Raw genomic sequence first — 21858 nt, 5'->3', positions numbered from 1 at the left:
GAGGTAACCTATTGTCGACCTTGAGTTTATTAAGGAGCGAAAAATGAAAGCACGTAAGACGATTTTGATTCCTATTGCCTTGGGCTTGATGATGTCTGGTTGTACTACATCCTCACGTCAGCAGACTGACTCTGTGATTGAGCCAACTGCCAGTTCTACCGAATCAGCATCTCAAACGCCAACCCCAAAGGCTGTCGTTAGCGAAAAAGAAATCGGTTTGGAGAAAGAAGTCGCGTTAAAAACCTCTCTTATTGATTCTCTTCAAAAACAACTTGCCGATAATAAAAGACAACTTGCTTCCTTAAACAAATCTCTTGATGAAAAAGACATCATCATTGCTAATTTGCAGAAATCATCGTCAAACGCAAAATCTTTAGCTGAATTAGAAGAACAAAAGAAGTTACGCGAATTGTTAGAATCACGTTATTCAGCATTAAAACTGGATAATGATTTATTAACGCGCCGCATTAGTCAGCTAGAAAATGAAAACACTTCATTAAAGCAGCAGGTTTCTAGCTTAGAGAACATGCCAACGACACAAGATGGTTTTAAACAAAGTTATCTTGATTTACTTAGCGAAAATACCCAATTACAAAAAAAATACGCCAATCTAGAAGCTGATAATCAAGCCAATCAAAAACGTCTTACATCGCTTAAAAAAGAGAACCTCATGTTAGGTGGCGCTTTATCTGACGCGAGAGCACAACATCAAGTGTTATGGGACAAAATTCGCTCTTTAAATGCTGAGAAATCAGTAGGGACTGATTCAGTGCCACAGCCAGTTGTTCCAATTATTCAGCCCGCTTCCTCTAATGATTCGGATTACGAGCGTGAAAATGCGCAAATGCGTATTGAGCTTGCCGACCTTCAAAGTAAAGTGGCGGAGCAAAAAGCCCTTATCGATGAATATAAAAGTGACATCCTAAAATTAGAATCAGCACTTGATGAAGGTGCTGATTATGAAGCTCGTTGGAAAGACCTTGATAATAAATTAGCTCAAGCTCAGCAAAAAAATGCCGCGCTAACGGCTCAACTAAATGCTACTGGAGAGCAGTTAGCTGCCAGCCAAACTGAACTTAATGCATTATCGGCACGTCTCGCCAGTACTCAACAAGCTTTAGAAGTAAATGAAAATAGCGGTATTTCAGTCACTGCAGCAATAGAAGCCTTGCAGTCACAAATGAGCTCAGCATTACAGAATGTGCAGTGGCAATTACCCAATGAAATCGCTTTGCATAACAATTTCGAAATTTTAGTTTCAGCTGATGTTCAACCTTCGCTATCTGGACAAACCTATTTGGCAGAACTGGTGACCGACAGTGACATACAGATGATCAGTGATCGCATCGCTAGTGCTGTCGTTCAGAATGGTCGCTTGCAATGGCGCTGGCGTGTAGCGGGTTTAAACGAAAAGCCGGAAGCGCAATTGAATTTATTTGTGAACCAGCAAATTGCCTTTCAAGATCAAACCATTCAGCGACAAGTTTACCGAGGAAATGAAACCTTATCTTTGATCAATACTAACTTGTTTGAAAAATATGGATATTGGGGTATCGCAATTTTACTTGGCTTGTTGGGTGGTTTTCTTATTGGCCGTATTAACAAATCAAAAAACAATCAAGAATTAAACTCTTAAAATCACCGCTTCATCCAAAAAATAACGAAGCTGACTTGATTTGTTGGCTTCGCATTTTTTTCCTCGGATCATTCAACTCCTCATTACTATTTTTCAACGCGCAAAGCCGCACTTTTCGGTATAGTACGTTCGCATATTCTTTTTTGAGGTGGTGAGAGTGGTAAAGTCCGATTCGTATTCTATTATTGAGAAACGACTAGCTGAAAGCGTATTGATTTTAGATGGCGCCATGGGCACCATGATTCAGGGATACAAATTAGAAGAACAAGATTATCGCGGCGAGCGTTTTGCTGATTGGAATAGTGACTTAAAAGGCAACAATGACCTGCTTTCTTTGACTCAACCAAAGATCATCAAAGACATTTATTCCAGTTATCTTGCAGCTGGCGCAGACATTATTGAAACCAACACTTTCAACGCCAATTATATTTCCATGTTGGATTATCACATGGAAGATCTTAGTTACGAACTCAACTTCGAATCGGCTCGTTTAGCTCGTGAAGCCGCTGATGAATTCACTAAACAAAATCCCAACAAACCACGCTTTGTTGCTGGTGCGGTTGGCCCGACTAGTCGTACTTGTACTATTTCTCCTGATGTAAACGATCCCGGTTTTCGCAACATACATTTTGATGAGCTCGTTTCCGCTTATACAACTGCCGTTGATGGTTTGATCAAAGGTGGCGTGGATATTCTGTTAATCGAAACCATCTTCGATACATTGAACGCAAAAGCTGCTATTTACGCGGTATTAGATTATTTCGAGAAAAATGGTGTTCGTTACCCAATCATGATTTCTGGGACTATTACTGATGCGTCTGGTCGTACTTTATCTGGACAAACCACGGAAGCTTTCTGGAACTCTATTTCTCACGCCAAGCCTATTTCTGTTGGCTTGAATTGTGCTTTGGGTCCAAAAGAGCTGCGTCAATATGTGGAAGAGCTTTCTCGTATTGCTGATACGCATGTATCTGCTCACCCAAATGCTGGATTACCGAATGCTTTTGGTGAATACGACGAATCGCCAGAAGAGATGCTTGAAGAGATTCAAGGTTGGGTAGACTCTGGTTTTCTGAATATCATCGGCGGTTGCTGTGGTACGGCACCAGAGCACATTAAGACTTTCGCGACTGCCTTTGCAGACGCTACACCTCGTGTTATTCCTGTAATCGAAAAAGCCTGTCGTTTGTCTGGTCTTGAGCCATTTAATATCGATGGCAATAGCTTGTTTGTGAACGTCGGTGAAAGAACCAACGTAACTGGCTCGGCCATGTTTAAGCGTCTTATCAAAGAAGGTGATTTTGATACTGCTTTGGATGTGGCTCGTCAGCAAGTGGAAAACGGTGCGCAGATAATCGACATTAACATGGATGAAGGCATGCTGGATTCGCAAGCTGCAATGGAGCGCTTTCTTAAGCTCATCGCGTCTGAACCTGATATTTCTCGAGTGCCGATCATGTTGGACTCTTCTAAATGGGAAATCTTAGAAGCGGGTTTGAAATGGGTTCAGGGCAAAGGTGTCGTTAACTCTATTAGTATGAAAGAGGGCGAAGATAAGTTTCGTGATCAAGCTCGCAAATTGATGAAATACGGTGCGGCGGTTATCGTTATGGCATTTGATGAAGCTGGCCAAGCGGATACGCGGGCGCGTAAAATAGAGATCTGCCGCCGCTCTTATCACATCTTGGTCGATGAAGTAGGCTTTCCACCCGAAGACATTATTTTCGACCCGAATATCTTTGCTATCGCGACAGGTATTGAAGAACACAACCGTTACGCCTTGGACTTTATCGAAGCAACAGGTGATATCACTCGTGAATTACCTTATGCCAAGGTGTCTGGCGGCGTTTCAAACGTGTCTTTCTCATTCCGTGGTAATAACCCTGTTCGTGAGGCGATTCACGCGGTGTTCTTATATCACGCGATCAAACAAGGCATGACGATGGGTATCGTCAACGCAGGGCAGCTTGCCTTGTATGAAGATATCCCAACCAAATTGCGTAATGCCGTAGAAGACGCAGTACTTAACCGTACGCCAGATGCAACAGACAACTTGTTAGCTATGGCTGGTGAGTTTGCTGGAACAGGCGAAGTAGCAGAAAAAGAAACTCAAGAATGGCGTAGTTTACCTGTGTCTGAACGCCTTAGTCATGCACTGGTTAAAGGCATCACTGAATTTATTGATGACGATACGGAAGAAGCGCGTCAAGCCTTTGCTCGCCCTTTAGAGGTCATTGAAGGGCCATTGATGGATGGGATGAGCATAGTCGGTGACTTGTTTGGTTCCGGTAAAATGTTCTTGCCTCAAGTGGTTAAATCAGCACGAGTGATGAAAAAAGCCGTTGCCTACCTAATGCCTTTTATCGAAGAAGAAAAACGCCTTAACATGGATACCGCGTCGTCTAGCAATGGCAAGATCGTTATGGCGACGGTGAAGGGCGATGTACACGATATCGGTAAGAACATCGTTGGTGTTGTGCTGCAATGTAACAATTTTGAAGTTATCGATCTTGGTGTCATGGTGCCTGCTGAAAAAATCTTGCGCACCGCAAAAGAAGTTGGTGCAGACATGATTGGCTTGTCTGGCTTGATCACGCCATCCCTTGATGAAATGGTCCATGTAGCAAAAGAAATGGAACGCCAGGGTTTTGATTTGCCGGTGATGATAGGTGGTGCGACAACATCGAAAGCGCATACGGCGGTAAAAATCGAACAGAACTACAAACGCAATCAAGTGGTTCATGTCACCAACGCATCGCGAAGTGTGGGCGTGGCAAGTGCTTTATTAAGCAAAGACAAAGAGCGTTACCAGAAGTTTGTCGATGAAATTAAAGCCGATTACGAGAAAACCCGAATTCGCTATAAGGATCGTGCCAAAGCAGGCCGTCGAGTCTCTTTGGATAAAGCTCGCCAGAATAAAGCTCCAATTGTGTTTGAAGGTAGTAACGTAGTTCAGCCTAAAAAGCTTGGCATCACAGTATTAACGGAAAACGATATCGATCTTAATCAGGTTAAAGATTACATAGATTGGACGCCATTCTTCCAGACATGGGAATTAGCTGGCGCTTATCCGCGGATTCTTACCGATGAAGTACTCGGTGTCGAGGCAAAACGTGTCTTCGAAGATGCATTGAAGATGTTAGATGAAGTAATCGCTACTAAGTGCTTGCAAGCTCGCGCAGTGGTTGGTTTATTCCCTGCTAACCAAGCAAATCATGACGATATTGAAATTTATGCAGATGAATCTCGTAGCGAAGTCGTCGAACGTTTGTCTTTCCTTCGAATTCAGAATGAGTTAACGGCTCCGGGTAAATATAACCACAGCTTGGCGGATTTTGTGGCGCCAAAAGAAAGTGGCGTAGCGGATTATATTGGTGCTTTTGCCTGTGCTGCGGGTTTTGGTATTGATCCTCTTGTGGCGAAATATGAAGCAGATCATGATGATTACAACTCTATTATGATCAAAGCGGTTGCAGACCGCTTAGCCGAAGCGACGGCAGAGTATTTACACGAAAAAGTGCGTAAAGAATTCTGGGGTTATGCAGAAGCTGAAGCGCTAACCAATGAGCAATTGATCAAAGAAAAATACCAAGGTATTCGCCCCGCACCAGGTTATCCGGCTTGCCCTGATCACACAGAAAAAGCCAAGCTTTGGGCCTTGTTGGATGTAAAAGAAAAAATTGATATGGAGATCACTGAGAGCTTTGCCATGTTACCAACGGCGGCGGTAAGTGGTTGGTATTTCGCTCATCCAGATGCGACATACTTTGGCGTCGGTAAAATCGGCCCAGATCAAGTGGATAGCTATGCAGAGCGTAAAGGAATGAGCAAAGATGAAGCTGAACGCTGGTTAGCACCAAATCTTGGTTATGACCCTGAAGATGATCGTATTTAACTTTATTCATCGTCTCTTTTGTTGAGCAAACCTAATCTGCGAGGCTAGTCAGCGCAGATTAGGTTTTTCTATTTCTAAAGGATATTTACATGTCAAAAACCATTAAAGATCCAGATAAGCATAAAAAACGCATGCAAGCGATCAAATCACATGTTGATAAACGTATTGCCAAAGCCCAAGAAGACAAAGGTACATTTGTTCTTTTGACTGGTAATGGCAAAGGTAAATCGAGTTCGGCCTTGGGTATGGTCGCCCGTGCTTTAGGTCATGGTATGAAGGTTGGGGTGGTCCAGTTCTTGAAAGGTGAGTGGAACACGGGCGAAATCGATTTCTTTAAGCAGCAAAAAAACGTGCAATGGGAAATCATGCCAGCAGGCTTCACCTGGGAAACACAAAATCGTGATTCAGATATCGCCTCTTCTGAGCAAGCATGGGAGAAAGCCGCCGCTATGCTGTCTGATCCAAGTATCGATTTGGTGGTACTCGATGAGTTAACCTACTTGTTGCATTATGAGTATTTACTTGAAGATACTGTGCTTAAGGCTTTGATGAATCGTCCTGAGAATCAGCATCTTGTGGTGACTGGTCGCGGTGCTTCTGACGCTCTGGTTGAGTTGGCTGATACGGTTAGTGAGATAAAAGAAGTAAAACATGCATTCAAGCGAGGCATTAAAGCGCAAAAAGGGCTGGAGTTTTAATGCTTTGTCGTTTTATATTAGTCGGCTAGTTATTTATCAAGAGTTTTATAGAACACATTCTAATAATTAAGTTATGATTTTTTAACTCTCAATTTAATAGAGGTTTTTATGGCAACCATTGAGCGCATGGAAGTTGGTCAACGCATGAGTCGTATCGTTAAGCATAATGAAACGGTATATCTTTGCGGCCAAGTTGGTGCTGATGCGAACTCGGACATTACTGAACAAACACGAACCATGCTTGATAAAGTAGATGTATTATTAGAGCAAGCTGGTACCGATAAATCCTATATTCTTTCTGCTACTATTTATCTTCGTGATATGAAAGATTTTGTAACGATGAATGCTGTTTGGGATAAGTGGATTCCCGAAGGCCACGCCCCAGCGAGAGCATGCGTAGAAGCTCGATTGGCAAGACCGGAGCTGTTAGTTGAAATATCCGTTGTTGCTGCAATAAAGTAATCTCCTGAGGTAGGCTGGCACCTTGAGTACCAGTCTATCTTTACTTAATTTCTTTTTACTACCACATCGTTCTCAACCAAAGCATTACTTAATACTCGAATGGTTCTTGCCATATCTCGGGATAGGTTCATCAGTAAAATACCAAAATCGAATGGATATTGGTCGTGAAAGTCACTAAATAACTGACTGGATATTTCGAGTAAAAGACTGTCTTCTATTGCACAAAGGCTACCAACTCGCTCATGCAATGCAATCATTGAGACAAAGCCAATCGCTTCTCCGAAACAAATCGTTCTGGTTCGTAGCTTCTTCTCACCATGTTGCTTATAAAAATCTAACTTGCCATGCAATACTGTGTGGAAACTGCCACCTTTACTGCCATAAGAAAAAATCTCATCACCTTTGGTGACCTTATGTAAAACACCTTCATTCAATAGAAACTGGATAGAAGGTTCGGATAAAGCACCAAAAATAGAACCTTCTTTCAAATGTGCTGGCGAAATGTTGTATTGTGATTCTTTTGCTAGGACGGTTTTCATTTCTCTCTCCGTCTATGTGAGTTCTTTTAATATCATCGGCCAAAAAGTTCATTTCTGAATAGCCGAGAGGCATATATTAGTTTTAGGTCTATTTAGGGCAAAACAGTAGTGTCGTTTTGTATTCAATTTATATTTTTTGACTCTATCTGTAACAGTAAATTCGGCTTTTTTTTGGCAATAACTGCTTTCGGCCTTAAAGAGTCGAGTCAATCTGTGCGATAATGCGCCCATCAGCTTTGCTCTGACGATTTAGTCTACTAGAGCACCATTATTTACCTCATGATAAACGGAAGAATACTTTGTTAACGACGGCCAACATCACCATGCAATTTGGTGCAAAACCTCTTTTTGAAAACGTATCTGTCAAATTCGGAGAAGGAAAGCGCTACGGTCTTATCGGCGCGAATGGATGTGGTAAATCCACTTTCATGAAAATTCTAGGTGGCGATTTGGAGCCAAGCTCCGGTAATGTTTCCAAAGATCCTAATGAGCGTCTTGGTAAATTGAAACAGGATCAATTCGCTTACGAAGAATATTCTGTTATTGATACCGTTATCATGGGCCACACAGAGCTTTGGGCGATAAAGTCTGAAAAAGATGCTATCTACGCTAACCCTGAAATGACAGAAGCGGATGGCTTGCGTGCCGGCGATCTAGAAGCTGAATTTGCTGAAATGGATGGTTACACTGCTGATGCACGTGCCGGAGAATTATTGCTAGGTGTTGGTATTCCTACCGAGCAGCATTATGGTTTGATGAGCGAAGTGGCTCCGGGTTTAAAGCTACGAGTCTTGTTGGCTCAAGCCTTGTTCTCTGATCCAGAAATTTTGTTGCTGGACGAGCCAACAAACAACTTGGATATCAATACTATCCGTTGGTTGGAAGGTGTCTTGGTCGAGCGTAATTGCACCATGATCATTATTTCCCATGACCGTCACTTCTTGAACTCTGTTTGTACTAACATGGCGGATTTGGATTACGGCGAATTGCGTTTGTTCTCTGGTAACTACGATGAGTACATGACAGCGGCGACTCAAGCCCGCGAACGTTTATTGTCAGACAACGCGAAGAAAAAAGCTCAAATCAATGAATTAAAATCGTTTGTAAGCCGTTTCTCTGCCAACGCATCTAAATCAAAACAAGCGACTTCTCGTGCTAAACAGATTGATAAGATTCAACTAGAAGAAGTGAAACCTTCTAGTCGCCAGAATCCATTTATTCGCTTCGAGCAAGAGAAAAAATTACATCGTATGGCGGTTCAAATTGAAAACGTTGCCAAATCATATGATGAAGAATTATTCAGCGGCCTGAACATGATGGTTGAGGTTGGCGAGCGTATTGCGGTTATCGGGCCAAACGGTATCGGTAAAACAACCTTGTTAAAATGTTTGGTTGGTGACACAGACTTAACCAAAGGTGACGTGAAGTGGTCCGAAAATGCCAACATTGGTTACTACGCCCAGGATCATCATCATGAATTCGAAAAAGACGTCGATCTGATTGAGTGGATGGGACAGTGGGGGCAAGAAGGCGACGATGAGCAAGTAATTCGTGGCACGTTAGGTCGTCTTTTGTTCTCTCAAAACGATATCAAGAAATCCGTTAAAGTTCTTTCTGGAGGTGAGCAAGGTCGTATGCTGTTCGGTAAGTTGATGCTACAAAAACCTAATGTTCTCGTTATGGATGAGCCAACTAACCATATGGACATGGAATCGATTGAGTCTTTGAACTTGGCCCTTGAGAACTATCCAGGCACTTTGATTTTCGTCAGTCATGACCGTGAATTTGTATCGTCTTTGGCAACTCGCATTGTAGAAGTAACCAGTGAAGGTATTGTCGATTTCCATGGTACATACGATGAGTACTTGGCTAAAATAGAAGCCTAAACCAAGAAATCATATTTTTGTTATAAAAAAAGAAGGCCGAGTGCCTTCTTTTTTATGGTTTTTTTAAAACGAATTCTTTTAGCGTTTTCGACGGTCTACATATACTTCAGGTTCTTTATATTCAAGCACCTCAACTTTATCGTTAATATTGATAACCCCTGTATTTAGCGTGATCATATTTATACCAAAAGTAATGCTTTCTTTACCAAGTAAACGAAACTTTGCAAGCGTTTTAAGTGGTTCACCTTTTTTACTTCGCTGTGCAGTGCTTGGGTCTAATGTTGTGAAAATGCAGCGATCACAAGGCTTAACATTTTCAAATTCCACTTCACCTATACGAATGCGTTTCCAGCTATCTTCTTCAAATGGGTTATTGCCTGTTATTACCAAGTTAGGGCGAAATTGCGCCATTTGAATATCTTCAGGACAAGTTTTATTTAGCTCATCTAGTGAAGCTTCTGTCGTCAATAAAAAAGGGTAGCCATCGGCAAAAGCAACAGGTACTTCAGGTTTACGACTGGTAAAGCGTTTCGACTTTTCACCGAAATACACGAGTTTTACGGCTTCGCCTGCGACCTCACTAAACCAGGTGTTAGCGTCTTCTTGAGTGAGCTGCGAGCTGATTGGATTGTCCCAAACAATGGTTTGCATATAATGACTGGAAAAAGTTAACGGATCGATAATAAGATCACTAACAACATCAGGATGAGAAAGCTTCCACGAACTATTTTCAAGTTGCTTGGCCGTTACTAATGTTAAGTTTGGGTGCTTACGACCAGTAATAAACTCACCATCCGGTTTGACCAGCATGTAGCGTCTATCTTCACAAAGCCCAGCATTCTCGACTTGGCTTGATAATAAAGAGATACCTTGGATGGATTTAATTGGATAGATCGTGAGTTCACTTAGGGTGTACGACATGAAAATTCCCTTTTGTGCTTTGAATGAAATTAGGCTGTATTATTACTTAACAGGTAAATCATTCCAATAAAAAAGCCTCAGAAATTCATTTTCTGAGGCTTTCGTTTTCTTGCTATTTAGGCAAATTGCTTACAAAAAATACTTACAAGTCGTACTTACAAGTAGTATGAAGCCAAAGGCGGGAAGCCGTTAAACTCTACTGCACTGTAAGTCGTTGTGTAGGCGCCAGTGGATAGCCAGTACATACGGTCACCAATTGCCAAATTCAGTGGTAAGCCATATTTGTAGTTTTCATACATAATGTCAGCGCTGTCACAGGTTGGACCTGCGATAATAACTTCTTCTAACTCGCCACCTTTTTCAACATAAATCGGATACTTGATCGATTCATCTAGTGTTTCAATAAGGCCAGAGAATTTACCAACGTCAGTGAATACCCAACGATTTAGTGCTGTGTGTGATTTACGAGAAATCAAAACAACTTCGCTCACAAGCACACCTGCGTTAGAGATCAAAGAACGACCTGGTTCTAGAATAATGCGTGGTAAATCAGTACCAAAGTCTTCTTCTAAGAAACGTGTGATTTCTTCCGCATAAGTAGCAAGGTCATTAGTACGAGCAATATAGTTTGCGGGGAATCCACCACCCATATTAATCATTTCTAAAACAATGCCATCTTCTTCTTTAAGACGTTCAAAGATTACTTTAACGCTAGCAATTGCCGCGTCCCATGCACCGATATCACGCTGCTGGGAGCCAACGTGGAAAGAGATACCGTAAGGAATCAAACCAAGTTCTTTTGCAAGCACAAGTAAGTCCATCGCCATATCTGGACGGCAGCCGAATTTACGAGACAGTGGCCAGTCAGCTGTTACTGTGCCTTCTGTCAAGATACGAACATAAACGCGTGAGCCTGGAGCGGCTTTCGCAATATTGCGCAAATCTGCTTCCGAGTCTGTCGCAAACATGCGCACGCCTTTTTCATAAAAGTAACGAACGTCTTTTGCTTTCTTGATAGTGTTACCGTAACTCACTTGATCAGGTGAAATACCACCAATCGCAAGCAGTTTGTCCAACTCATAACGTGATGCTACATCAAAGTTTGAGCCACGGTCACGAAGTAGAGTCAGAATCTCTGGGGCTGGATTAGCTTTGATAGCGTAAAAAATATCAGCAACAGGAAAGCCTTTGGTTAGCTCTGTGTAAGCCTCGTCAATGATGGCTGTATCGATAACAACAAAAGGGGTGTCTTTGGTTTCAGCAAACGCTTTAAAACGGGCAAAACGCTCAGGTGTGTAGAAAGAATTAACGTCAATAGTCGTCATGGGCTAGAGGCTCCTTAATTATGCAAAACATAAACCGATTAAATAAGTAAACGTCTTTACCTTTTCCCGTCCTACTTATGGCTGTTACTTATCCGGCGGTAAGACCTTAAGCGACTAGCGCAGCAGTTGAAGCGGTGCGGATTATGTTCAGCAATGAATAGAAAGGGCAGAAAACGCTCCTTGCTAAACAATAGCTGAGATAATATCCCGCTGATACCAATCACTTTTCCGATGCTAAGAAGATAAATTGTTGCCGTTAGACCTATCAGTACACCACCTACGAGTGGGTTAAAAATTGTATCCATGATTGGAATCCTTTAGTTTATATAAGCTTATTCTAATTTATATTAATAAGATAAGTCTAATATAATGTTGTAAACAATCTGTTATTTTTGGCTTTGTTGATCTACTCGTAAATAAAGTTATTTAGAGACTTGATGTGAAGGCTGTTTACACAGTTTTTTCCTATTGATTAGCAGATATTAAAAAGCACTCGCTGTATTCTTGTACGATTAAGGAGTACTAGATGAATGAGTTATGGCTAGGGGCTTGTGCTGACGAAGCTGAGTATGTTTTTCTTTTACCAAATAGACCTGTTCTACCAGATTCTGTTGATGTGTGCTTTTTAAAAAAACCTAATGTTTCTCTCTTAATTGAACTAAATGGAAATCACTGGCGTAAAATTTTTACGATCATGGCAAAATTAGCCGCACCTGCTTATGACTCGTGGAAAGCCTTTCGCGATGCAGAGCTGTTATCTAAAGTAGGCGTTGCGTTTTCTTTAGACCAGCTTTGTGACTATAAAGGCGTTGTTTTTATTGTTGGCAATATGTTTAGAGATGAATTACCTATCGCAGATTCTGCGCAAGAAATCGGCGAGGTGCATACTGCCTTTGTCTGCCTTCCGTATATTTGGTGTCCATACCTAGATTATAGACAGTTTCCTAATATACTAATTGAAGCTCTACGAGAGTGTACTTTGGAGAAAAAATGTTAAAAGCTTTAAAAAGTCTTTTCAGTCTTCCTGTAGAGCAAGGTGAGCAAATATCTTATCAGAAAGCTGTGGCAGCTCTGCTTATGGAAGTGATGTTAGCTGACCATAAAATTGATGAGCAAGAAGAACGACAAGTGAAGCGTTTTCTTCGTGAAGTGAGCGATTTGGGGGAAGATATTGATATTCTTTATGACGACGCTCGTTCTGGTGTAGATCAAGCAAACGACCTTTATCAATTTACTAAGGTCATTAATGAAGGCGCAACGCTAGAGCAAAAAATGCTGCTATTGAAAGGTTTATGGCGTGTTGCATTAGCTGATGGTGACATCGACTCTTATGAAGATCATCGCATAAGAAGGATCAGTGAGTTGCTATTTATGCCTCACTCCGAATTTATCCAAGCAAAGCTGTTTGTACTGGATGAAATGAAAACAGAGGAATCTTAAGCAAAAAAAACGCGGCAATAGCCGCGTTTTTTTGACTGGTCTAACTCTACTTTCTAATTGATAGAAATATAGATTTAAGCTGCGAAGTTCGCTGCTGCGAATTCCCAGTTAGCTAGCGCCCAAAAACCTTTTAGGTAGTCAGGACGAACATTGCGGTAATCAATGTAGTAAGCGTGTTCCCAAAGATCCACAGTAATGATAGCTGTTTGACCGTTTGTCATTGGCGTTGCAGCATTACTTGTGTTTACGATTTCTAGAGAGCCGTCAGCGTTTTTAACTAACCAAGTCCAGCTAGAGCCGAAGTTGTTGACAGCTTTGTCATCAAATACTGCTTGGAACTCTGCGAAAGAACCCCATTTTGCATTGATTGCATCTGCTAGAGCACCAGTTGGCTCGCCGCCGCCATTAGGGCTTAAGCTGTTCCAGAAGAAAGTGTGGTTCCAGATTTGAGCTGCATTGTTGAAAACAGGGCCCGCTGGAGCAGATACAATGATCTCTTCAAGCGTTTTATTTTCGTATTCAGAACCAGGAACTAAGCCGTTTAATTTAACAACATAAGTGTTGTGATGCTTGCCGTGATGGTATTCAAGCGTCTCAACAGACATATGAGGCTCTAGTGCGTCTTTAGCATAAGGAAGAGCGGGTAATTCAAAAGCCATTTCAATTCTCCTTGCTTTTAATTAACGAAAAATGCTTGTTATCAAGCAGTTAATGGTGGTTATATACTAGCACTGAACAGCAGAAGATAATATTCTTTAGGCTTGTTCACTAAAGAATTTCCATAATTTCTATTAATAGCGACTATATAAGATTTTCCATGCGTAGAGACGATGATGTTGAGATCCCAAGCCTGACTCTGGATCAAGATGAAGTCAGCGATAGAAGGCCACAAGGTGCGACAGCACAAAAAGGTCATACTAATCCCACTCCTGCAAAACCAGCTCATGCACCTACTATTGTCCATAAGAAGCCCAGTTTAGCGGGTATTTATATTTTATTGATACTCATATTAATGGCTTCTGCAGGGGCAGGGTATTGGTTGTGGCAGCAAAATATGCAGCTGCGTAACGAACTTTATGGCGCAAAAAGTGAGATACAAAATTTAGATCATCAACTTCTTGCTGCTGATGTTTCAGCTAATAAACAGGGCGAAACCGTAGAAGAAACGTTGAAAAATCACGACAGTGAAATTCGTAAACTCTGGGGTGTTGCTTATGACACCAATAGAAAGTCGATAGCAAGTAACGATACTGCGATTGACGAACTGCAGAAAAAACTTTCCTCACTGCGCGATACCGTTTCAACTCAATCTAAGCGCATTGCGGTACAAGCTGAAGCTTTTAATGAGGTTGAAGCCGGCTACAATAAACTTATTCCAACAGTAGCTTCCATGGATGAAACTGTAAAAGCTGTTGCGATAAAGCAAGATGATCAGGCAAAACGATTGCAATCATCTGAAAAGCAAATCCTTGCACAAGCTGGGCAGAATGAAGCTCAAGCCTTGAGTCTTGATCAGATTTTACAGGACTTATCGGCGCTGCAGAAAAAAGTAGCCACAATAGAAAAACGTGCCGCAGATACAGGTTCAACTGATGTAGCGAAGATTCAAGATACATTGGCTAAACATCAAGATGCCATTAACTCAAGCGATGCTTTTAGAACTCAAGTGAGTGGTGAAATCATCCGTCTACGTAAGCAAATAAATCAGCTTATGCTAGAACAGCAACTTAATTCTCAATAAATTTGTTCTGATAGTATTAGAAGAGGCCGATTTATCGGCCTTTTTTGTTTTCCCAACGAAACTAGTAACCCCGTCAGGTTGAAAGAAACCTGACTCACCACGACTATATTTTTTTATGTTTAACCGTTAATTAGCGAGTCTAAATGTCTTTTAACCAAGGTCTAGTTAATTTTGTCATTATACGTCGGCAATTTGATTTCCGTGGCATTGAGATGGGCCGTTGGGTTACACCAGAAGAAAGAGATCGCGCAGCAGTTAATTTTTATCGAGCGCTAGAAGATCTAATGTCTGTATTACAAGGGCCAGAACTGCTGATATCTTTACGAGGTACACTTGGTCTTCAATACGGTAAGGGTGGTCGCCCAGGAGTGGCAGCTCATTATGTTCCTGCAACACGACAATTGTCATTAGCGAAAAATGCGGGCGCAGGAAGTCTAGCACACGAATGGTTTCATGCTTTTGACCATTATATGGGCGAAAAAATGTTTCAGCATGTATCGCCTTCTCATTTTGCTTCTACAAGCTGGTTAAATAATTCCCCAATTCAATTGTCTCGCAATAAAGAACCTCATCCGCTGAGCTTATTATTAGCTGAGTGCTTTCGGGTTATCATGTTAAATGAGCAAGGCGATGAACCGAGCAATATGTTTAAGGCATCCCGTCTTGCTGATCAAAAACTAAAAATAGTCTATTATGACAAGCCAGAAGAGATGACAGCGAGAGCGTTCGAAGCCTTCGTTGAAGATACCAAACCTACCAGTACTTTTTTAGTTAAAGGCAGTCGTCATTCAGAAGAAGCTAAAATGGGCCTTTATCCACAAGGTGAACAGCGGCACCGTATAAACCAAGCCTTTCATAATTATTTTGGTCTGCTTGGTCGAACATTAATGCGAGCCTGATTCTCTACTTAAAAATACAGTTCCTGCCGTTGTTCTTCGCTTGATACATTAAATTATCAGCACATTTTAATAGCTCGTCTTGTGATCTCTTGGTTCTATTTTCAGCAATGCCAGCACTAAAGGTTACTGAGCCATGTTGAAATGCTTTTTCGCTAAGGGATTGTGCTGTTTTAGTAATAGCTTGATACGTCTCATCCAATGATAAAGGCAGGAAAAGGATAAACTCTTCCCCACCAAACCGTATGGCTAAGCCATTATTTTGTTTGGCGACATCCATAAGTAGTTCAGCAAAGGATTGCAGAACCTTATCTCCATAGTTGTGTCCCCATTGATCATTTAGGTTTTTAAAATGGTCAATGTCTAGCAAGGCCAAGCTAAATAAGCGACCTTGCTGTTTCCAACTCGTATATTGTTCATCTAACTTTCTGCGATTATACAAACCTGTGAGTGAATCTTGTTCTGAAAGGGCTTTAAGTTTTTCTGAGAGCTGCTTGGCTTTTTCTCTTTCTAGCTTGAATCGAGTGGACAGGCTTTCCATCATAATGATCAAAAATACACCAATAATAATGAAGGTAATGGTTAGATCAATCTGTTTTAGTGAGTCGGTGGCGTAATGAAAAACAAGTTCAGGATGCGCATTTTCTAGCATAATTAATGGAATAGGGACCAACAGGCAGAAAAGCTGACCAAGTCGACGGTATAATCCTATGTTTTTAAATGAGCCCGAAATGTAAATAAGCAGCCCTAAAGCAACAAAAAATGTTGGTCCATTTGACCCTCCATTCCCCATCCAATTGACAGGAATGGCAACTAGGATGATCAAGGCAATAAAAATGACGCTCATGAGCTTGAATTGGTTTCGCCAGCGAGATAAATACCAAACGATAAATATCAGAAATGACAGTGCCAAAAGAGCGATTACGGTAAATGTATTTGCCAAACCAAGATGATAGTTTACAACCGCAGCGTAAAAAAACAGAACCGTACCGACGAGTAATACTGCATGGTGTGTGTATTCAAACGGCTTGTCTTTGTTGCCAAGTAACCACTCTAGTACTTTCTTTAAATAGCGTCTGTGCATGTTATCTGCTCACAATATAGTTAGTCTATTGTAAGTTAAAAAATGGGTCGCCCTCGATAAAAATTTGAAATGAGAGCTTTCTGCACGTGAATTTATACTAAAAGGGTTACTTGGGATTTATTAAATGACGTTCTAACTACTTGAAATTGTTAAGGCTGGACTGATTTTTAGAATTAACAGGCCGACAAGAGCAATAGCAGCACCTATCCAAATGGTCATAGTTAGTGGGTAGCCGAACGATAACGCTATTCCAGCAGTAAAACTGCCAAACATGATGCCTAAAGTTATCATTGATGCATGGAGCGTGTTGATAAATGCACGACCACCTTGAGGTAATTCCATTAATCGACTGACCATGGCAGGGTTTAAACTGACACCGCATAACCCGAGTAGTAAAGTGCAGCTTATTGCTAACCAATGATCATCATGAAAAAGGGCAAATATGCATAGATTGGTAATGAGAAAACTGATCCCCATTATTAGCGTTCTTTTTGCATTTTTAGCTGCCATTTTAGCAACCAAATTGTTCCCGATGAGCATAATGCCACCGTACGCAAAGAGAATTAATGTAATAGTGTTTTGAGATATCCCTGATGTTTGATTGAGAATAGGGACGATATAGCTAAACGGAGCGTATACGGCACCAATAATGCAGAAACTGGTAAAAAACACCCACCAAAGCCGAGTATCAAAGACAGCACCTAATTCTTTTCTAAGAGATTGTGGTGGTTCGGGCGAAAGATCGGGTAGGGTCAGGTATGTCAATAAAGCGCTGATACTTGCCAGACCAACAACAAGAAAAAAACTGCTTTGCCAGTTGCTGTATTCAGACACTACTTTAGCCAACGGCAAGCCTATGATGGTGCCAAGCATAATACCTGCTAATACCGTTGATATGGCGTTGAGTTTGCTATCTGAGTTGACGAGTCGAGCTGATAAGCCAATAGCAATACCAAAAAACGCACCTGAAACCATGCCTGTTATAGATCGGGCGATGACTAGTTGGCCAAAAGTATTCGAAAAACCGCCTAGCAGTTCACCCAAGATAAAGATGATGTAGAGCATCATTAAGGCTTTTTTAACGGCTAGTCTAGAAACTAAGATCGCCAATATGGGGCCACCAATAGCCATGCTGACAGCAAAAATAGAGACCAAATATCCTGCCTGAGCGATGCTGATCGTCAACGCTGCTGATAATTGTTCCATCATCCCTAATACTTGTAGTTCGCAACTGATCATAATGAAAATGCCAAAACTCAGCATATAAACACTAATCGGTAGTGGTGTTCGCATTTCTCTCTCCAACAAAGTTTTAAGTTGTGAGATTATCTTTGATGATTTAAGTTTAATAAATGCAATTAAATCATTTGAGTAATGAATAAAATCATGGAATATGATCTCAATGCCGTAAGGCAATTTATTAAAGTGGCAGAAAATCTGAGTTTTACGGTTGCCGCTCAACAATTAGATGTAACTCAATCTGGTATCTCTAGAGCGGTCAATCGGTTGGAGTCCCAGTTAGGTCTACGCCTGTTGCACCGTAATACACGTAATTTGAAATTGACGGTAGATGGCGAGTTATTTTTAAAACGTGTTAAGCCATTAGTTGGCGGCCTTGAAGAGGCGCATCAAGAGTTACTAGAGCATGGACTTGAACCTAAAGGTAGTTTGAAGATTAGTGCGCCATCAGCATTCGGACGAGTTGTTGTTATGCCGATTGTTGCTAAATTATTGGATGAGTACCCACAGCTCACCATAGAGTTGGTATTAACTGATCGAGTGGTTGATCTGGTCGGAGAAGGGTTTGATGCTGTTATTCGTAGCGGAAATATTCAGGATAGTCGAGTGATTGCACGGCCTCTTAAGGCGGCTGATTGGGTGACGGTTGCATCACCAAAATATCTTGAATCTTATGGTTCCCCAAAGGCGTTAGAGGAATTGACTGCACATAATTGCATGCAAGTTAGAAATTCAGCTACTGGGCAATTAGTTCCTTGGGCATTTCGGAAGAATGAGAAGGATGCTGACTTTCCCATTAGAGGAAGATTAGTTGTTGATCATGGAGACCCTTTAGTTGAGGCCGCTTTACTGGGTATTGGCATGGCACAATTGATGACTTTCTTTGTAGAGGATTATTTGAAACGCGGTTTGCTGACGACTGTTTTAAATGGATATGCTAGATCATCGACTCCTTTGACGCTTCTTTATCCATCCGCCCGACATCGATCTGCCAAATTAATGGTGTTTCGTGATGCGTTGCTTGCACACTGGGGTGGTCGTGATCGTGAGTGAATAAAAATGAATTTATATGATAAATATAATCATAAAAAGATGATATTTATCATTGATATTGGAGTTCCCCCCTTATTGCTTTATACAGAGCCAAAAAAGCGAATCATTGCTGATTCGCCTTTTTTGTTTCTAATGCTTTTTGATTGCTACGAAGATTAGTCTTCGTAGCTGTCTATTGGTGGGCATTCGCAGAATAGGTTACGGTCACCGTAAACGTTGTCGATACGGCCAACAGGTGGCCAGTATTTACGCACTTTGATCCAGTTTAATGGGTAGGCACCTTCTTTACGTGAATAAGCATGATTCCATTCCATATCTAAAAGACTATCGGCTGTGTGTGGTGCATTAACTAGCGGGTTGTCTTCTAGTGGCCATTCGCCTGCCTGTACTTTGCTGATCTCTTTGCGAATCTGAATCATGGAATCGCAGAAGCGATCTAGCTCTTCAAGGTTTTCAGATTCCGTTGGTTCGATCATTAACGTGCCAGCAACAGGGAAGGACATGGTTGGTGCGTGGAAACCAAAGTCCATCAAGCGCTTAGCGATGTCTTCTTCACTAATGCCTGATTCTGCTTTTAGTGGGCGAATGTCGATAATACATTCGTGTGCCACAGTGCCGTTTTTGCCAGTGTAAAGAACTGGGTAATGCTCGCCTAAGCGTTTAGCGATGTAGTTAGCATTCAAAATGGCGTTGAAGGTTGCATCACGCAAGCCTTTGTCGCCCATCATTTTGATGTACATCCAAGTAATTACAAGGATACTTGCGCTACCGTACGGTGCTGCAGATACCGCGCCGTGTTGCTCTAGCATGCCCATAACAGGCGCAACCGCGTGACCCGGTAGGAAAGGCGCAAGGTGAGATTTTACGCCAATCGGACCCATGCCAGGGCCGCCGCCACCATGTGGAATACAGAATGTTTTGTGTAGGTTAAGGTGAGAAACGTCACCGCCAAACGTGCCTGGAGGCGCAACGCCGACAAGTGCGTTTAGGTTCGCACCATCAATGTAGACCTGGCCGCCAAACTTGTGAACGATGTCACATACTTCGCGAATGTGCTCTTCAAATACACCGTGAGTAGATGGGTAAGTCGCCATGATGCAGCTAAGTTGCGCGGCATGTTTCTCTGCTTTTTCAGCAAGATCGACCAAATCAATGTTACCGTTTTCGTCACATTTAACAATCACAACTTTCATGCCGGCAAGAGCAGCAGAGGCTGGGTTTGTGCCATGAGCAGAGCTTGGAATCAAACATACATCGCGTTCATGATCGCCACGAGATTTATGATATTTGTCGATAGCGATAAGGCCGGCATATTCACCTTGTGCACCAGAGTTGGGTTGCAAAGACACTGTATCGTAGCCTGTTGCTTTAGATAGCATCTCGACAAGTTCTTGCAGTAATGCATGATAGCCAGCAACTTGATTGCTTGGTGCAAACGGGTGGATTCGACCGAACTCTGCCCAAGTAACAGGAATCATTTCAGATGCCGCATTTAGTTTCATCGTACAAGAGCCAAGCGGAATCATGCTTTGGTTTAGTGCGATGTCTTTCACTTCTAATTGGTGCATGTAGCGCATCAATTCAGTTTCGCTGTGATGGCTGTTAAATACTGGGTGAGTCAGGATGGCATCTTGACGTAGCATCGAAGCGTCAAAGCCGTATGCAGTCTCAGAGTCAGTAATGTCTTCTATTGATAGTTCTGCACCGAAGCATTCCGCCAAATCGATCAGGTCGTTTGGTGTGATGGTTTCGTTTAACGCGACAGATACTTGGCCTTCAGACACTTTATAGAAGTTCATTAACTTCGCGGCGCCTTTTGCCATGATGTTGTCTGTTTGCTCGCCAGTATTAACAATAAGGGTATCGAAGTAGCTTGCGTTCGTTGTGAAGCCTTGCTTTTGAATGGCGTTAGCAAAGCAATTCGTTAATGCCGCAATGCGGTTGGCGATTTTCTTAAGACCGGCAGGGCCGTGATAAACCGCATAGAAGCCAGCCATCATGGCAAGCAAGGCTTGAGCGGTACAAATGTTTGATGTGGCTTTTTCGCGGCGAATATGTTGCTCGCGGGTTTGCATCGCCATGCGAAGTGCTGGTTTGCCATGACTATCTTTAGATACGCCGATAACACGACCTGGCATAGAACGTTTAAATGCGTCTTTCGTTGCTAGGAAGGCAGCGTGAGGACCGCCAAAGCCCATTGGTACACCAAAGCGTTGCGCAGAACCGAATACAATGTCAGCGCCCATTTCGCCGGGCGATTTCAATAGTACAAGAGAAAGCAGGTCTACAGCGATACTCACAAGAGCGCCTTGTTCGTGTGCTTGTGCGATGACAGGTGTCAAATCCGTAACCGTGCCGTCAATGCCTGGGTATTGGAAGATGGCGCCAAATACATCATGTTTTGCAAAGTTTGCGATGTCATCAACAATGACTTCAATGTCTAGTAGCTCGGCACGCGTTTTCACAACGTCAATGGTTTGTGGCAAGCAGTGGCTCGCAACGAATAACTTGTCGCTCTTCTTGCGGTTTGAGCGCTTCATGAGTGTCATGGCTTCGGCTGCAGCCGTGGCTTCATCTAACAAAGAAGCGTTAGAAATTTCCATGCCAGTTAGGTCGATGATGACTTGTTGGAAGTTTAATAGTGCTTCCAAACGACCTTGAGAAATCTCTGGTTGGTAAGGTGTGTAAGCTGTATACCAACCTGGGTTTTCTAATAAGTTGCGCAAAATAGGGGATGGAACATGCGTGTCGTGGTAACCCATACCGATAAAGGAGTGTGCCACTTTATTATGGCTGGCAATCGCTTTTAACTGCACAAGTGCTTCGCTTTCGCTAACAGGGTTGGCTGAAAGGTCTAGATTTGCTTGACGAATGGCTTCTGGAACCGTTTTTTCGATTAGTTCTGGAAGGCTGTTTATGCCGATTGTTGCTAGCATTTTGGCTTGTTCTGATTCGTCAGGGCCGATGTGGCGAGCAATAAATTCATCGTTATTTAACAAATCGCGGATGCACGAGGTCATGGTTCAATCACCTATTAAAATAA

The 21858-nt window shown here is 42.1% G+C and carries 17 protein-coding genes; 10 read left to right on the top strand and 7 right to left on the bottom strand.

Annotated elements, in window-relative coordinates:
* Window positions 1-43: 43 nt before the first annotated feature.
* From ACO05V_RS13670 to ACO05V_RS13655, 4 genes are all read left to right on the top strand, one after another.
* Window positions 44-1636, top strand: a complete 1593-nt coding sequence (locus tag ACO05V_RS13670; protein ID WP_421852362.1) for a hypothetical protein — start codon at window positions 44-46, stop codon at window positions 1634-1636.
* 157 nt (window positions 1637-1793) lie between these two features.
* Window positions 1794-5531: a methionine synthase gene (gene metH / locus ACO05V_RS13665; RefSeq protein ID WP_421852359.1), complete on the top strand. Its 3738-nt coding sequence runs from the start codon at window positions 1794-1796 to the stop codon at window positions 5529-5531.
* 89 nt (window positions 5532-5620) lie between these two features.
* Window positions 5621-6229, top strand: a complete 609-nt coding sequence (cobO, locus tag ACO05V_RS13660; RefSeq protein WP_421852356.1) for a cob(I)yrinic acid a,c-diamide adenosyltransferase — start codon at window positions 5621-5623, stop codon at window positions 6227-6229.
* A gap of 108 nt (window positions 6230-6337) precedes the next feature.
* On the top strand, window positions 6338-6691 hold the full coding sequence (locus tag ACO05V_RS13655) for a RidA family protein (protein ID WP_421852353.1): 354 nt from the start codon (window positions 6338-6340) through the stop codon (window positions 6689-6691).
* A 44-nt stretch (window positions 6692-6735) separates the two neighbouring features.
* Here the strand turns inward: ACO05V_RS13655 and ACO05V_RS13650 are convergent, their stop codons facing one another.
* A complete protein-coding gene (locus ACO05V_RS13650; RefSeq protein WP_421852350.1) occupies window positions 6736-7230 on the bottom strand; it encodes a cyclic nucleotide-binding domain-containing protein in 495 nt (164 codons plus the stop codon).
* Window positions 7231-7529: 299 nt separating this feature from the next.
* On the opposite strand from ACO05V_RS13650, the gene ACO05V_RS13645 reads away from it, so the two are divergent.
* The gene (locus tag ACO05V_RS13645; protein WP_421852347.1) at window positions 7530-9116 is read left to right on the top strand and encodes an ABC-F family ATPase; all 1587 of its coding nucleotides are present in this window, start codon (window positions 7530-7532) and stop codon (window positions 9114-9116) included.
* A 78-nt stretch (window positions 9117-9194) separates the two neighbouring features.
* Here the strand turns inward: ACO05V_RS13645 and ACO05V_RS13640 are convergent, their stop codons facing one another.
* Window positions 9195-10037: an MOSC domain-containing protein gene (locus ACO05V_RS13640; RefSeq protein WP_421852343.1), complete on the bottom strand. Its 843-nt coding sequence runs from the start codon at window positions 10035-10037 to the stop codon at window positions 9195-9197.
* Window positions 10038-10192: 155 nt separating this feature from the next.
* Window positions 10193-11362, bottom strand: coding sequence for a type III PLP-dependent enzyme (locus ACO05V_RS13635; RefSeq protein ID WP_421852340.1), 1170 nt, complete (start codon window positions 11360-11362; stop codon window positions 10193-10195).
* 526 nt (window positions 11363-11888) lie between these two features.
* On the opposite strand from ACO05V_RS13635, the gene ACO05V_RS13630 reads away from it, so the two are divergent.
* Together ACO05V_RS13630 and ACO05V_RS13625 are read left to right on the top strand one after the other, a co-directional pair.
* Window positions 11889-12359 (top strand): DUF6942 family protein, encoded by a 471-nt coding sequence (locus ACO05V_RS13630; protein ID WP_421852337.1) that lies wholly within the window; start codon window positions 11889-11891, stop codon window positions 12357-12359.
* Window positions 12353-12802, top strand: coding sequence for a TerB family tellurite resistance protein (locus ACO05V_RS13625; RefSeq protein ID WP_421852334.1), 450 nt, complete (start codon window positions 12353-12355; stop codon window positions 12800-12802). The genes ACO05V_RS13630 and ACO05V_RS13625 overlap by 7 nt, the downstream gene beginning before the upstream one ends.
* 74 nt (window positions 12803-12876) lie before the next feature.
* Here ACO05V_RS13625 and ACO05V_RS13620 read toward each other — a convergent pair whose 3' ends face one another.
* A complete protein-coding gene (locus ACO05V_RS13620) occupies window positions 12877-13461 on the bottom strand; it encodes a Fe-Mn family superoxide dismutase (RefSeq protein ID WP_421852331.1) in 585 nt (194 codons plus the stop codon).
* Between the two features lie 158 nt (window positions 13462-13619).
* On the opposite strand from ACO05V_RS13620, the gene ACO05V_RS13615 reads away from it, so the two are divergent.
* Window positions 13620-14543, top strand: a complete 924-nt coding sequence (locus ACO05V_RS13615; protein ID WP_421852328.1) for a hypothetical protein — start codon at window positions 13620-13622, stop codon at window positions 14541-14543.
* Between the two features lie 143 nt (window positions 14544-14686).
* Window positions 14687-15442 (top strand): CLCA_X family protein, encoded by a 756-nt coding sequence (locus tag ACO05V_RS13610; protein ID WP_421852325.1) that lies wholly within the window; start codon window positions 14687-14689, stop codon window positions 15440-15442.
* 4 nt (window positions 15443-15446) lie between these two features.
* On the opposite strand, the gene ACO05V_RS13605 is transcribed toward ACO05V_RS13610, so the two are convergent.
* Both ACO05V_RS13605 and ACO05V_RS13600 read right to left on the bottom strand, forming a co-directional pair.
* Window positions 15447-16523: a GGDEF domain-containing protein gene (locus tag ACO05V_RS13605; RefSeq protein WP_421852322.1), complete on the bottom strand. Its 1077-nt coding sequence runs from the start codon at window positions 16521-16523 to the stop codon at window positions 15447-15449.
* Window positions 16524-16655: 132 nt separating this feature from the next.
* Entirely contained in the window at window positions 16656-17816 is a 1161-nt protein-coding gene (locus tag ACO05V_RS13600) for an MFS transporter (protein ID WP_421852319.1), read from the bottom strand.
* 93 nt (window positions 17817-17909) lie between these two features.
* On the opposite strand from ACO05V_RS13600, the gene ACO05V_RS13595 reads away from it, so the two are divergent.
* Window positions 17910-18815, top strand: coding sequence for a LysR family transcriptional regulator (locus tag ACO05V_RS13595; RefSeq protein ID WP_421852316.1), 906 nt, complete (start codon window positions 17910-17912; stop codon window positions 18813-18815).
* Window positions 18816-18970: 155 nt separating this feature from the next.
* On the opposite strand, the gene gcvP is transcribed toward ACO05V_RS13595, so the two are convergent.
* Window positions 18971-21835 (bottom strand): aminomethyl-transferring glycine dehydrogenase, encoded by a 2865-nt coding sequence (gene gcvP / locus ACO05V_RS13590; protein WP_421852313.1) that lies wholly within the window; start codon window positions 21833-21835, stop codon window positions 18971-18973.
* Between the last annotated feature and the right edge of the window lie 23 nt (window positions 21836-21858).

It is taken from the genome of Marinomonas sp. (genome assembly GCF_965225885.1).
GTDB lineage: Bacteria > Pseudomonadota > Gammaproteobacteria > Pseudomonadales > Marinomonadaceae > Marinomonas.
Note: the sequence above shows the minus strand (reverse complement) of the source record. Positions and strands in the feature narration are given on the sequence as shown.